This is a genomic window from Streptomyces sp. S.PB5 (assembly GCF_030403745.1).
Classification (GTDB): domain Bacteria; phylum Actinomycetota; class Actinomycetes; order Streptomycetales; family Streptomycetaceae; genus Streptomyces.
Genome location: NZ_JAQMWP010000024.1, coordinates 62,930 through 76,057, shown reverse-complemented (window position 1 = coordinate 76,057; position 13,128 = coordinate 62,930). Strand labels below are relative to the sequence as shown.

At 69.1% G+C, this 13,128-nt stretch carries 12 protein-coding genes and 5 pseudogenes; 9 read left to right on the top strand and 8 right to left on the bottom strand.

What is annotated here, in order from left to right; translation table 11 throughout:
• Positions 1-165: 165 nt before the first annotated feature.
• On the bottom strand, positions 166-288 hold the full coding sequence (locus PH203_RS42320; RefSeq protein ID WP_289927436.1) for a hypothetical protein: 123 nt from the start codon (positions 286-288) through the stop codon (positions 166-168).
• A 186-nt stretch (positions 289-474) separates the two neighbouring features.
• On the opposite strand from PH203_RS42320, the pseudogene PH203_RS49850 reads away from it, so the two are divergent.
• Positions 475-645: pseudogene (locus PH203_RS49850) on the top strand (toll/interleukin-1 receptor domain-containing protein); the annotation flags it as partial.
• A 159-nt stretch (positions 646-804) separates the two neighbouring features.
• Positions 805-1,611, top strand: coding sequence for a hypothetical protein (locus PH203_RS42315; protein WP_289927435.1), 807 nt, complete (start codon positions 805-807; stop codon positions 1,609-1,611).
• On the opposite strand, the gene PH203_RS42310 is transcribed toward PH203_RS42315, so the two are convergent.
• The 3 genes from PH203_RS42310 to PH203_RS42300 all read right to left on the bottom strand — a co-directional run bounded on the left by PH203_RS42310 (position 1,597) and on the right by PH203_RS42300 (position 4,147).
• Entirely contained in the window at positions 1,597-1,836 is a 240-nt protein-coding gene (locus PH203_RS42310) for a hypothetical protein (protein WP_289927434.1), read from the bottom strand. The genes PH203_RS42315 and PH203_RS42310 overlap by 15 nt on opposite strands.
• 368 nt (positions 1,837-2,204) lie before the next feature.
• Positions 2,205-2,525: a DUF6355 family natural product biosynthesis protein gene (locus PH203_RS42305; RefSeq protein ID WP_289927433.1), complete on the bottom strand. Its 321-nt coding sequence runs from the start codon at positions 2,523-2,525 to the stop codon at positions 2,205-2,207.
• A gap of 245 nt (positions 2,526-2,770) precedes the next feature.
• A complete protein-coding gene (locus PH203_RS42300) occupies positions 2,771-4,147 on the bottom strand; it encodes an NlpC/P60 family protein (protein ID WP_289927432.1) in 1,377 nt (458 codons plus the stop codon).
• Positions 4,148-4,404: 257 nt separating this feature from the next.
• On the opposite strand from PH203_RS42300, the gene PH203_RS42295 reads away from it, so the two are divergent.
• Positions 4,405-5,001, top strand: coding sequence for a peptidase inhibitor family I36 protein (locus PH203_RS42295; protein WP_289927430.1), 597 nt, complete (start codon positions 4,405-4,407; stop codon positions 4,999-5,001).
• Between the two features lie 71 nt (positions 5,002-5,072).
• Entirely contained in the window at positions 5,073-5,555 is a 483-nt protein-coding gene (locus PH203_RS42290) for a zinc-binding dehydrogenase (RefSeq protein WP_289927429.1), read from the top strand.
• 260 nt (positions 5,556-5,815) lie between these two features.
• On the opposite strand, the gene PH203_RS42285 is transcribed toward PH203_RS42290, so the two are convergent.
• Complete coding sequence (locus tag PH203_RS42285; RefSeq protein ID WP_289927428.1) at positions 5,816-6,073, bottom strand: hypothetical protein; 258 nt, start codon at positions 6,071-6,073, stop codon at positions 5,816-5,818.
• 134 nt (positions 6,074-6,207) lie between these two features.
• Positions 6,208-6,686 (bottom strand): annotated as a pseudogene (locus tag PH203_RS42280) (IS5 family transposase); the annotation flags it as partial.
• Between the two features lie 27 nt (positions 6,687-6,713).
• On the opposite strand from PH203_RS42280, the pseudogene PH203_RS42275 reads away from it, so the two are divergent.
• A pseudogene (locus PH203_RS42275) lies at positions 6,714-6,860 on the top strand (CoA-transferase); the annotation flags it as partial.
• Positions 6,861-6,999: 139 nt separating this feature from the next.
• Here PH203_RS42275 and PH203_RS42270 read toward each other — a convergent pair.
• Positions 7,000-7,830, bottom strand: a complete 831-nt coding sequence (locus PH203_RS42270; RefSeq protein ID WP_354671312.1) for a helix-turn-helix transcriptional regulator — start codon at positions 7,828-7,830, stop codon at positions 7,000-7,002.
• Between the two features lie 102 nt (positions 7,831-7,932).
• On the opposite strand from PH203_RS42270, the gene PH203_RS42265 reads away from it, so the two are divergent.
• From PH203_RS42265 to PH203_RS42255, 3 genes are all read left to right on the top strand, one after another.
• Entirely contained in the window at positions 7,933-8,319 is a 387-nt protein-coding gene (locus tag PH203_RS42265) for an Atu4866 domain-containing protein (RefSeq protein WP_289927427.1), read from the top strand.
• Positions 8,320-8,532: 213 nt separating this feature from the next.
• Positions 8,533-9,582: an aldo/keto reductase gene (locus PH203_RS42260; protein ID WP_289927426.1), complete on the top strand. Its 1,050-nt coding sequence runs from the start codon at positions 8,533-8,535 to the stop codon at positions 9,580-9,582.
• A gap of 237 nt (positions 9,583-9,819) precedes the next feature.
• The gene (locus PH203_RS42255; protein WP_289927425.1) at positions 9,820-10,866 is read left to right on the top strand and encodes a hypothetical protein; all 1,047 of its coding nucleotides are present in this window, start codon (positions 9,820-9,822) and stop codon (positions 10,864-10,866) included.
• Positions 10,867-10,911: 45 nt separating this feature from the next.
• Here the strand turns inward: PH203_RS42255 and PH203_RS42250 are convergent.
• Positions 10,912-12,184: pseudogene (locus PH203_RS42250) on the bottom strand (IS110 family transposase).
• Between the two features lie 295 nt (positions 12,185-12,479).
• On the opposite strand from PH203_RS42250, the pseudogene PH203_RS42245 reads away from it, so the two are divergent.
• A pseudogene (locus PH203_RS42245) lies at positions 12,480-12,963 on the top strand (IS701 family transposase); the annotation flags it as partial.
• Between the last annotated feature and the right edge of the window lie 165 nt (positions 12,964-13,128).

Genomic DNA, 13,128 nt, shown 5'->3' with positions numbered 1-13,128 from the left:
CAGCTGCAGCATCCTTGTCACGCAGAGGCCGCAGCCCTCCGGGCAGGTCGGGAAGCTGGAAGGAGTACCGGCCGAGCCGCGGGACATGCAGGCCCACGCTGCGTTCGTCCGCGCCCCCGGCGATCTGTGGACCATCGGCCGCCTCGTACTGGAGTAGCCGGCGGGTCAGACGATGTGGAAGCGCAGCGGCTCGAGCTCCTCCGGGTCCGCGGCGAGGCGATCGCGCTGCACGGCCTCCTGCGGCCAGACGAGATCCGAGGTCCGGTCATCCCCGGAGCAGCCCGTCACGTTCCCCAGTCCATCCCGGCAGCGGCAGCGGATCCATCGCCACGGTCAGCCCCGTGCTGGTCTCGGATCCGGTGCCGTACGGGGAAACCTGCACCAGCCTTGGACGGAGGGCTGTGAAGCCAGGCCCGGGCGGGCTCCCGCCCCATACGCTGGAGTATTCAGCGCGGTGCGGGGTTCGGGAGCACGATGAGTGCGGGTACGGGGGCGTCTGACGGAACGTCGGACCGGCCGTGGTTCATCAGTCATGCGGGTGCGGATCGTGCGTGGGCGGAGTGGATCGCCTGGCAGCTGATCGACGCCGGATACCAGGTGGAGCTGGATTACTGGGACCGGCGTGCGGGCGACAACTTCGTGACGATCATGCCGCGTGTGAGGCGTTGTTGCGGGCGGTTGCGGGCCCGTCCCGGCCACAGGAGGCGCCGGTGCGGCCGCCGGGGATGCTGGCCGGTGTGGGAGGCGAGAGTGGGCCGCGGCTGCCGGGGAGCCTGCCGCGGGTGTGGAATGTGCCGGCCCGCAATGCGGCGTTCACCGGCCGACGACATGCTCGTGCATCTGCGGGAGACGCTGGAGTCCGACCAGCTCGCCGCACTGGCCCTCCACACCGGCGACGCCCCCGCAGGCACACCGTCGGCCGACGCGGCCTCCGCCCTGTTGGCCGAACTACGTACCCGCTCCCGTTGGCTGCTGGTGTTCGACAACGCCGAAACCCCCGACGCTCTCGCCCCGTTCCTGCCCGGCGGCCCCGGACACGTCCTGATCACTTCCCGCAACCCGCACTGGACCAGCTACGCCGTCCCCCTGGACGTCGCCACCCTCTCCCTCGCCGAATCCGTGGCGTTGCTGCGCGCCCAGGGCGCCGTCCTGACCGATGCCGACGCCGACCACATCGCCACCAACCTGGACGACCTCCCGCTCGCCTTGGCGCAGGCGGCCGCGCTCCTGACCCGGGGGCTGTCTTCGGTGGATCTGAGGGAGGAGCTGGCGGCGAATCTGGTGGAGGTGTTGGCGCAGGGGCATCCGTCCGGCTACCCGGCTGCCCTGGCGGCGCAGGTCCGTCTGACCCGCACCCGCCTGGAGGCCGACCATCCCGGGGCGGCTGCGGTGGTGGCCGCGCTGGCTCTGCTGGCGCCCGAGCCTTTTCCTCTCACGACGTGCGCCGGCCGCCTTCCCGACCAGGCTTCTCCTCTCCTGCGGGGGCGGCGAGTTCGCGGCTGGCGGTGGCGGGGGTGGTGGAGGCGGTTGCCCGGCATGGTCTGGCCCGTGTCCAGGGCGGCACGCTCCAGCTGCACCGCCTCACCCGGGACATTCTCAAAGGAGAGATGACCGACCAGGAACACGGGCAGGCGCTGGCCGATGGGCGTGCGCCGGGTGGTGCCCCCGCTCATCGGCCCGCACCGCGGTCACCGCGGTCTCCGTGGCGTTCCCGTTGTCCGTCTTGCCGGTGCGGCCGAGGTAGTGCGGGCCGGTGAACGCGGTCGCGGTGCGGTCCTTGCGGTCCCTGCTGTCATCGATGATCAGCATCCCGTCGCCGCGGCGCGGTGGTCTCATCCGCCGACACGATGTGCGGACGCCGGCCGCTGACCGTGTCGGGTTCCCGGCACGACTGCGACAGGACGTACTGCTGCCGCTGCACCGCCGTGTCCTTGCTGCCGGCCATTGGCTCCGGCCGGGCCCGGCATGCCAGCGTCTTGTGCCGCTGCCGCGGTGCCGGCAGCCCCGTCGGGTTACTTCCGAAACCTGCGCCGTCGGGTGGGGTGTGTGGACAGAGCGTCGGACTCGGTGACGAGCCCGTCCAACGGCGCTGGCGCTGGCGCCGACGGGCGGGACACCAGCGTCGGTATCGCTGGCCCCCCTTTCCGCCGGCCGGCGCCGAGCGCGCCTACCTCCCCGGCAAAGCAGGATGTGACGGACTGTCGTTAGCCGCAGGTGCCCTCGATGGCCCATGCGTTGTCGATTTCGTCGGTGGTGCCGAGGTGGGTCTCGCCCGGCGGGACGCACCTCTTGATGTCGGTGAACCACCAGTCGATGTCGACCTGGATCTTGACCCAGGCGGTGCCGCAGTGTCCGTAGTAGGCGTCGGTCTGGGTCTCGTAGTAGCCGCAGGCCTTGATCCCCGTCTGTGTGGCGGGTTTCCCCTCGGGTGCGGCGTGGGCGCTTCCGGTGAGTGCCGTGCCCGCGAGGAGTGCGGCGCTGAACGCGGCCGCGGTGAGGCGGAGCTTGCTTGTGGTTTTCCGCACGGAAGGTTCCTTACGTGTGTAGGTCGCCGAAGGGGGGCGACATCAGCTAGTGGGAAGGTGCTTTCTCTGCGGGCGATGGTCGACGAGCATGGTGCACGACGGCATTCGCGCCCCTGCTCACGGACAAGAGCCCCCGGTTGCTGCGGTGTCGGATACACCGCAGTCCGTCCTCGGCCGGGATGACGCATCCGGTTGATCGGGGCCGTGACGCTGTGATTGTCCGGCCGTAGGGTGGGTGTCGCGGGTCAGAACCAGCCGGTGCATTCGATGCTGCCGCCGCGGCCGTTGGTGCCGCAGGCGCGCATCAGGAGGCCGGCGTCGTTCCACTGGGTGGTGTAGGCGTCGTTGCCTGAGGTGACGGTGGTGTAGCCCAGCATGGGCTGCCAGGTGTTGCCTCCGTCGGCACTGCGGTCGACCCATATCTCGTCGCCGACGGTGCCCCCGATGATGCGGCCCCAGGCGCACTGTGTGGTGCTGTTGTAGCGCAGTTCCACGGTGCGGCCGAAGACGGTGGTCGACTTGGCCGTCCAGGCGCCTGCAGAGTCGGGTTGGGTGCCGTCGCCGCAGGACGTGTTGTTCTCTGCGCCGGCCAGGGTTCCGCCGATCGCCGGGAAGTCGCCGCAGGATGGTACGTCCTTGAGCAACGCGGGCCCCTGGACGAAGAGATTGCTGATCCAGCTGTTGTAGTCGGGCAGGTACGACCAGACGTTGTTCACCATGCCGTCGACCGTGGCCCGCTCGCCCACCCGCTGGCACAACACCCGCACCTGTACGGAGATGCCGTTGCCGTTGGTGAAGTTGATGCGGCTGGCGGTGTTCGAGTCCTGCCGCAGATTGGGCTGACCCCATGTCTTGTGGTACGAGCCGTGACCGTCCCAGTTCCAGACCACGGGTGCGGCCTCGGCGTGCGGACGGAACGCGCCCTGGTAGCGGTCCCAGCGGGCGTTGATGGTGTTGACCTGGATCTTCGCGCCGGATTCCGGTGCCTCGACCATCATTCCGTTGCCGAGGTAGAGCGCGACGTGAGTGGGCCCGGCGCCGTCACGGCCGAAGTACATGATGTCGCCGGGCAGCAGCGCGGCCGACCCTTGCGCTTTGTGGAGCTTCGTGTGCGCGTACCCCGGCTCCGCGAAGGTCGCCTGTGTCGTGCGCTCAGAGATGATGTCCCGCCCGGTCGCCTTGTACCAGGCCCAGCGCACCAGGCCGATGCAGTCGAAGCTCCAGTACTGCGGGTCCGCGGCGGTCTCCGGGTAGAAGCGGTCGTAAATGCCTTGACTGGGACCGGGCATCCCCTGTGCGTGACCGCCGCCCCAGGCGTACTGCTGCCCGACATAACGGCATGCGACCTGGACGGCTGCATATGCTGCCTGGCTCGCCCCGGACTGCAGCGGCGCGCATCCCGTGGCGGCGGCCGCCGGAGTGGCTGAGGCGACCGGCAGGCCGATACTCACCACCGCCACAAGCGCTGCCAGCCACAGCCGTACCCGGCGCCCCCATGACCGCTCGCTTTGCCCCGGTCTTCCCGTTCTCCAAGGTCTGTGTCCTGTGTCCACGGCAATCCCCCTGGTCTCGGTGGTCTCCCGCGAACGTACGCGCCCTCGCCGCGCGCCGGATCCTGACATCTGTCAGGACCTGCCTCACCCGGGCAGGGGGCAACACGGCCTTGTCCCAAGGTCAGTTGTGGTCTCTCAGTGACCCCACTGCAACCAAGTGCGTGCGCGCCGAGGTCGTGTCCCTGGTCGCGCAAGTGACCGGTTGACCGGTGGTGTTCGGCCGTGTTCGAAACGCCGGGTGCGGGTCGGGAACGCCACTCGCCATGAGGGTGTCGCAGGAACGACGGCCTTGGCCCCGCCCGTGGGCCCACTCAAGGGAGAGAGCCATGAACCCACTGAACTCGCGGAAGTCGTTGCGGATGCGCTGTGCCTCGCTGGCACTGGGGCTGGTGGCCGTGTCGGTGTTGACCACGGCGGTGGCTTCGCCGTCGGTCGCGGCGTCGGCCCCTGCGGCCTCGTCCGTGCAGGCGGCGGATGTCAGGTTGGAGCGGCAGATTGCGGGTCTGCTGCGGCACAACGAGGGTGCTGAGCGGGTGGGGAAGGACCGGGTGCGCCTGGAGCCGGGCGTGGAGATGACCGTCCTGGCGTCGGCCCGCGCGGCTGCCGGTATGAGTGACTGCCGGGACGGTTACGCGTGTGTGTGGCAGCACGACCAGTACAACGGCTATCGCCTGGACTTCTACTACTACGGCACCTATGACCTGGGTGGCTACTCGATGCCGGACGGTGTCGGCTGGCGGGACAACATCACTTCTTTCTTCAACAACCAGACCGGGGGTGCCTGGATGGTCGCCAAGGACTGGATCTCCGAGGGCGGCAGCGGCGAACTGGTACGGATCTTCGGCGGGCCGGGTCGGTCCTCCCAGTCCAATGTGGGCGTGGACAACAATGACCGGGCCGATGTGATCGAGCTGTACGCGTAGCCCGGGGCCCGCAACGCCTGAAGCCGCCTGTGCCGCCGGCCGGCGATCGCACCACGGCCACGGGGCCTGACTTGTCAGCCCCCCGGGCCGGACAACCCCACCGCACCACCGGCCTGAACGACGCGGCGCCGCACCGGCACGACACGGTGCGGCGCCGCGTCGTGCGTCACCACCGCCTTCCGGCCGCCCCGCAACCTCCTGCTCGGGCGAGCCTCGCCAGCCTGCGAACCCGCGGCCATCTCGTGCTCTTCGGCCCGGCAAGTGGTGCCGTGCCGCCGTTTGATCCGATTCGGCTCGCCCACGGCGGTTCGCTGACCCTGATCCGGCCCAGCCTCGGGGACTTCATCGCCGATCGGTCCGAACTGCTCCGTCGGGCCGCCGATGTGTTCGAGTGGGTGCGCTCCAAGGCGCTTGGGGTCACCGTAACGGGCCGCTACGCATTGTCCGAGGCCGCCCAGGCCCACAGCGATCTGGAGGCTCGGCGTACCACCGGCAAGCTGCTCGTCGTACCCGATGCGGCCGCTATTGGACGCCGCGAGGAGACGCAGAGCTGATCGCTGGTGACGAGCGCGGGGATCTTGGGGACTGAGATGTCGAGGGCATGGCCGACCGTCATCGCCAAGCGGGTGAGGTCGTCGAGGTGGGAGCGCCGCTGCTGACCGTGCAGGAGCAGCCATCACCCCAGACTGCCGCAAGATCACGCCAACTGAAATGGTGTCTAAGTTTCACCGTCGTTGATGCCGCCCCAGCCGCTACGCGATCTGAACTGCCCTCGCGGCCGGCGGCCTGTCGTTCGTCGATCTGGGCCAGGAGTTCACGCATGCGCCGCCTCGCCGGTCGGGGCCTTGGCGCCGATCGGCGGCGGATCGCGCCATGTCAGCGCGGGGCGGCCGGTGAGCCGGCGAGTCATCACATCCGTCATCGACCAGCGGAACCATGAGGCCGCACCGGCCGGGAGAGTCTCGTAGTCACGGGCCGGACGGCGGTGCAGCAGCAGCGTGCCGAAGGTCTGCTCGACGATCCACCGCTTCGGCGCCGGCGTGAACCCTTTCGTGCCCGGATCGCGCTGCACCACCTTGATGTTGAGGCCCAGGGCGGCGCCGTGGTCGATGACGGCGTTCTTGAAGCCGGCGTTTCCACCCGACCGTTGGTCACGGACGGATTGTCCGCGGCGACCTGGTCCAGCAGGGTGATGTCGATGGCGTGGTCGTGGACGCTCGCCGCGACCACGATCACGGTGATGAGCAGGCCCAGGACAAGCAATCCGTTCCGGTCGGTGATCAAGTGGATTTTCGATCCCGGTTTGCCGCGGTCGGTTCGGATTCGGTCCAGTCAGGGCCCCCTTTTGCCGCTCTCACACTGACGGAGTCAATCGCGCACCGCGACCAGTCCAACTCACCCCGAGCGCCGAGCTCGTCGAAGGCGACCCGGTGGAGCCCGGCCCAGACCCTGGCTCAGCTCCACTGGGCGAAGCGTCTGTAGACCGTGGGCCAGGCTGGCCCGAACACTGGCGGCAGCTGCCGCCAGGAGCAGCCTGAAGTGGCCACGAAGATGATCGCCGCCAGGGTCTCGCGGTCACCTGCCCGCCGCCGGCTGCCTCCCCGCGGACGCTTCACCTCCGTCGGCGGAACCACCCGCCGGAACAACGTCCACAACTCGTCCGGCACCAGTCCGCTCAACCAGATCCGTCATGAACGATTCAACGAACGATCATGCCAAAAGAAGCGACCTCCTACTTCCACCACGCCGACTCCTTCGCCATGGTGCGTGGCGGGCACCTCGACGCGTGCGGCATGGGTGCCTTCCAGATCTCCGTGACCGGCGACCTCGCCAACTGGCACACCGGCGAGCCCGACGCCTCTCATCAGCGTCTGTGACGAACATCCTCGCGCCCGGTGACACCAGCCTCCACGTCATCTGGGACAGGGGGGACCACACCATGCCGGGCCCGGAGGCCAGCGGCCCCGTTGCAGGACCGCAAAAGACATAGCGGGCGGATCAGCCGGAGATCCAGCTGCCGACCAGTCGCAGCGCGTCGGTGGACGGGGAGCCGGGCTGGGCCGAGTAGGCGATCAGCTTCCAGCCGGCCGTCTCGGCCACGTCTACGGCCTCGTAGTGCAGGTCGAGCGGTCCTACCAGCGGATGGTCGAGCCGGTAGCGGCCGTGCGACTTGTCGTTGACGTCCTGCTGCGCCCACAACTGGCGGAACTCCTGGCTGCGCATGGACAACGTGCCGATGAGCTCGATGAGCTGCGGGTCGTCAGCGTGCCGGCCGGCGTTCAGGCGCAGGTAGGCGACGGTGTCGGCACACTTGCGCGGCAGGCTCTGCCCGAACAGCTGGCGGAAGGTCTGGTCGAGGAAGATCAGCCGGGCGGCGTTGCGTTGGGCTGCCGGCAGTGTGGGGAAGTCGGCGAACACGCCCCTGGCCAGGTCGTTCCAGGCGAGGAACTCCGCGCGCGGTCCCACGATGTAGGCCGGTCCGGCCAGGGTGTCAAGGAGCATCCGTAACGAGGCACGTACGCTGGCCACCGGCTCCTGTGGGACGCGGCGGGACTCGGGACGGGCCAGGTTGCACAGGTGGCGGGTCTCGTCGGCGCTGAGCCGCAGGGCCCGGGCGATCGCGTCGAGCACGTGCTCGGACACGTGGGGATTGCGTCCCTGCTCCAGCCGTACGTAGTGATCGATGCTCACCCCGGCGAGGTGGGCGAGTTCCTCTCTGCGCAGGCCCGGCACCCGGCGCCGGCCTTGTGTGGTCAGCCCGACCTCCTGCGGCGTCACGCGGGCCCGCCGAGAGCGCAGGAACATGCTCAGCTCTGTCCGTCGATCCACACCCTCATTATGGGCGGATACCACCCCGCCAGGGTGGGGAGCTTTTCCCCAGGATGGACCTGCCCTGGTACGGCGCGCGCGGCCCGGCCGACAGTGGTCGGCATGAAGCACAAAGCCATCGTGATCGCCGTCTACATCGCCCTCACGGCCTGCAGCGCCGAGACCGGGACCCCGACGGGCGCGGCCACCCGCCCCCCGGCGCCGGCAGACACGCGCACACAGACCACCTCGGGCACGACGGGGAGCGAGGGCATACCCGCCGCGCTCGTAGGCACCTGGGCCAGCAAGGACGGCGACCTCGTGCTGCGGCTCGAGCGTGACGGCACCTTCGAGGAGGATCTCAACGGCACCCCGGCGGCCTACAAGGGCAGTTATGTGGTCCGCGAGAAGAGCTTCCACCTGAGCGCCGACAACGGCGCCAAGGCCGAGGGCGGCATCGTTGGCGACGCTCATCACCTGGAGCTCAGCGGCTACCAGCTGTGGCGCTGACGCTCTGCCAGCCGCACCTTCCACCCGGCCAGATGCGGGCGCTCGGCGCTGAGGGCGGAGCCCTTGCCGTAACCGGGGTGGAACCACGTGTCATTCATCCGCCAGGCGGCGCGAGAACGCGCGCCAGGTCATGTGGCCGATCCCGCTGGAAGCCGTCCGGCATGCCGGGAATCCCGCCGCCGTCCACTGCCATGAAAAGAGAAGGAGAGAGCCATGCTTGCCAAGCAAACGCTGGGCCGTACCGGGATGGAGATCACTCGGGTGGGGTTCGGATCCTGGGTGGTGGCCGGGTCCGGCTGGAGGTTCAGCTGGGGCGACACCGACGACACCGAGTCGATCGCGGCTGTCCGGCACGCGATCGCCTCGGGCGTGAACTGGATCGACACGGCCGCTGTGTACGGCCTTGGCCACGCGGAGGAGTTGGTCGGAAAGGCGATCGCGAACCTTTCCGAGAAGCCGTACGTCTTCACCAAGGCCGGCCTGGTGTGGGACCGGGACAACCCGTCGGCCACGCCCCGGCGGATCATGAAGCCCGCCAGCGTGCGCCGCGAGGTCGAGGACTCGCTGCGGCGGCTGGGCGTGGAGCGGATCGACCTGTATCAAGTGCACTGGCCCGACACCGGCGAGTCCCTGGAGTACGCCGGTGACGGCTTCGGCACGGTGTCACCCAACGCCACTCCGTTGGAGGAGTACTGGCAGGTCATGGCCGACCTGAAGGCCGAAGGCAAGGTCGGTGCGATCGGACTGTCCAACCACGACGTGGCGCAGTTGGAGGCGGCCGAGAAGATCGCGCACGTGGACGCGATCCAGCCGCCGTTCTCGGCGATCAACCGGTCGGCCGCGGCCGAAGTGGCGTGGGCAGCCGCCAATGGCACCGGCGTGATCGCCTACTCGCCGATGCAGTCCGGACTGCTGAGCGGTGCGTTCACCGCCGAGCGGGCGGCGTCGCTGGGCGCCGACGACTGGCGGTCCACGCATGCCGACTTCACCGCCGGGCTGGCCGCCAATCTCCAGCTCGCCGACGCGCTGAAGCCGATTGCCGCGCGACACGGGGTGAGCGTGGCCGAGGTCGCCATCGCCTGGGTACTGGCTTGGCCGGGTATCAGCGGCGCCATCGTGGGCGCGCGCACGGCCTCCCAGGTCGACGGTTGGATCGGTGCGGGGGATCTGGAGCTGACTGTCGCCGACCTGGACGAGATCGGCGCCGCCATCACCGCCACCGGCGCGGGAACCGGCCCGGCCAAGGCTCGAAATGCAGGGTGAATCGTGCCTGTCGCACTGCCGGCGTCGGCCATCGGCGCCCTCGCCAACACCATCGACGCATCGGGTTCGCGGCCGCGGGGAAACTTCAGCGATCTCCCTCACCTACATGTCGTTCACTCTCCTGTCAGTCCCCTGGAACGACGGAGCGTCGGAGCCCCGCCGCCCGCCGGGCCGTGACGACCTGGCACCCACCGGCCGGCCACGACCGTGCCCTGCCCCGACGAGACGGAGCATCTGATGGGACAACACCTTGTGTCACGGCGGAGGATGCTGACCGCCGCTTTCGGCACCGCGGCCGCGATGTCCGCGACGGCCTGGACCCGGACGGCGCCGACCACCGCGCAGGCCGGCGGCAGCGCGCCGCCCGGTCCCGGACGGCTGCCGGCGTCGTACGTTCTTCCCGGGGACCGGGCCTTCCCCAGCGGACATGCCTACGACGCGCGCACCGGACACCTCTATGCCGGCAGCGCTGCGGACGGCACCCTCTACCGCGGTCACCTGACCAAGCCCGCGTTGCGCCCGTGGTCGGCCGACGGCACCGACGGCCGCAGCACCACGTCCGGGATGGCGATCGATTCCGCCGGACGACTCATCGTCGGCGGAGCGGACACCGGCACCTTGCGGGTGTACGACACCGAGCGTGGCGCACTGCTGGCCCTGTTGCACGGCGTGGACGGCGGCTTCGTCAACGAGATCGCCGTCGCGCCGGACGGCAGCGCGTATGTCACCGACTCCTTCCGGCCCGTCGTCTACCGACTCACCGATTCCAGCAGCGGTCCGCAACTCGAACGCTGGCTCGATGTCACCGCGACCCCCGTCGAATGGATCGAGGGTAAGCACAATCTCAACGGCATCACCTGCGTCGGTGGCCGCTTACTGGCCGTCAACAGCACCACCGGACAGCTGTGGCGCATCGACCGGCAGACACGGCAGGCACTCCAGGTCGACCTCGGCGGCCACCGACTTCCCAACGGCGACGGGCTGGCCTACCGCGACGGGCGGCTGTACGTGGTCCAGGGCAACATCAACAACATCCCCGGCCTCACCGCCCAGGTCACCGTCATCGCCATGTCCCCCGACCTGTTACACGGCCGCTACACAAGCCGCCTGCTCGCACCCGGCGGCTTCCACCACCCCAGCTCCATCTCTCTCGCGCGCGACCGGGCACTGGTCGTCAACAGCCAGTACAACCGCTGGATCAACGGACTCCCGCCCGAGGTACTCCCCTTCACCCTCTCCGCCGTGCCACTGGACGCAGCCGTCCCCGCCGAGCAGGACCTTTAGGGCAATGTCGTGACTCTGACACGAAAAGTTGAGTGGGTGTGCTGGTCAGGCCGTCGCGGTGATGGGTTCGAAGCGGATGGTGAGGCCGAGGCGGTTGGCTTCCTTGGTCATGCGGCGCATGGCGCGTTCGGGGTCGCGGCGGGGTGAAGTAGTCGGCGCCAGGGTCCTGGTAGCGGGCCTTGTCGCGGAGGATGTGCCAGATCGCGACAGCGAGTTTGTGCATCACCGCGACCAGGGCCCGCTGTCGGCCGCGGCGGGCGGCGATCCGCCGGTAATAGGCACTGAGATAACCGTCGTTGCTGCGGCTCACCGACATCGCGGCGATGCCCAGCAGCCGTTTGAGGGTGCTGTTGCCTGGGCGAGTGCGGCCGGACTTGGCGAGGCCGGCGGATTCGTTCGTCCCCGGGCAGACCCCGATCCGGGAGGCAGGGTGCCCGGCGGTAGCGAACTGGGCCATGTCGCCGCCGGTCTCGGCGATGGTGATCTGAGTGGCCGCAGGGCCGATGCCGGGGATGGAGTCGAGGTTGTCGACATCCGTGTTCCGTTCCAGGCGGGCCAGCAGTGAGGTGATCCGCGCATTCAACTGGCCCGCCACGGCAGTGAGGTGGTCGATCTCGTCCAGGTAGTGCTGACACATGCACGCGTGGTGCTCGGTGAAGGTGCCGTTCAGCGCTTGGATGAGGGCCGGGATCTTGCTGCGGGCCCGGCGGATGGCCAGTTCGGCCAGTGCCTGCGGGTCCCGCTCGCCGGTGATGAGGGCATTGAGGATGGCGCGTCCGCTGGCCCCGGTGATGTCGCTGAGTACCGAGGACAACTTCATTCCGGTGTCCTCGAGTTCCTTCTCCGGGCGCTGGGCCCTCCATCCGCGGGCTGTGATCAGCTGGGTGCGGCGACGGGTGAGATCCCGCAATTCGCGGATTTCCCGTTCGGGCACGAAAGAGCCCCTCACCATCCCGGAGGCGCCGGCCCGGGCCCGGAACGCGGCGTCGCTGGGATCGCTCTTGCGTCCCCGGATGCCCTTGAGGTGGGCGGGGTTGACCAGCATCAGGTTCATGTGTGGCTGCAGGGTGTAGTAGAGATGGCGCCAGTAGTCCGAGGTGGCTTCGAGTACCACCACCTCGCCCCGGCGCTCGAGCAGCCAGGCCATCAGCCGCCGGAGATCGGCTCCGGTCGTCTCGAATCGTTCGGTCTCCAGCGTTCACGTTCCGGGTCGTTTCGCGCACGGGGTCCGCACGCAGGCCAGCAGGCACTTCTTGCCCAAGTCCAGTCCCGCTGCCCGAAGATAAAGAACCTCGTCCTTCACATCCTGTCTGGCCATCGATCGGTCCTTCCGCACGCGCTCGTTCCAGCGAGCGCCCGGAGGGACCGAGGAAGTCGCTGAGTCTGACGCATGCGCTCCCGGCCGCCGGAAACCGGACATGGCGCAAACCGAAGTCCCGTAACGGATCCCCATCGCCATCCTGTTGGGCGAGCTGACCGGCATCACTCAGGCACCTGAGGACGCCTGGGAACGCCACTCCTGCGGGCCGGCGCGAAAGGGCCGCGTGTTCTACGACTGGGCAGCAGCGAGGCTACCCGCGATCGACGACTTCGACGGCGATGCGCCCACCCGCGACCGGTGGGTGCTGGCTCGCCGCAGCCTGGCCCGCCCGGACGAGATCGCCTATTACCTCGCCTATGCGCCGGCCGGCACTCCCGTCGCCGAGCTGGTACGCATCGCCGGGACGCGCTGGGCGATCGAGGAGGCATTCCAGGCCGCGAAGAACGAGTGCGGCCTGGATCAGTACGAGGTCCGTCGGTATCCGGGCTGGTACCGGCACATCACCCTGGTCATGCTCGCCCACGCCTTCCTCGCCGCCATGGCCGCCGCCGCGGGGGCGGGGATAAGGGGGGCCACAGAATCGGTTCCGGCGATCTCGCTCCGCTCACGGTGGCGGAAATCCGGGGACTCCTGGCCGTTGGCCGCCCTACGCTGACGCGCATACGGCGCACCCGCCACGCACTGGACTGGTCCCGCTGGCGCCGCCGTCACCAGGCCAATGCACGCCGTTGTCACTACCGCCGCCGCACCCGAAGTCACGAACTCCCGCCACCTGACGGCATGTCAGCCAAGTACGCTGTCGGACATGCCCCTGACCAGCAGGAATAGCGAACTGCGACTGGAGTACTAATCCAGTTGTAGATCGTGATCTTGCTGGTCAGGGGCCGGTCCTGGAGCGAGGGATGACCGGGGCCAGGGTGCCGCGGGCGCCTGGCCCCGGT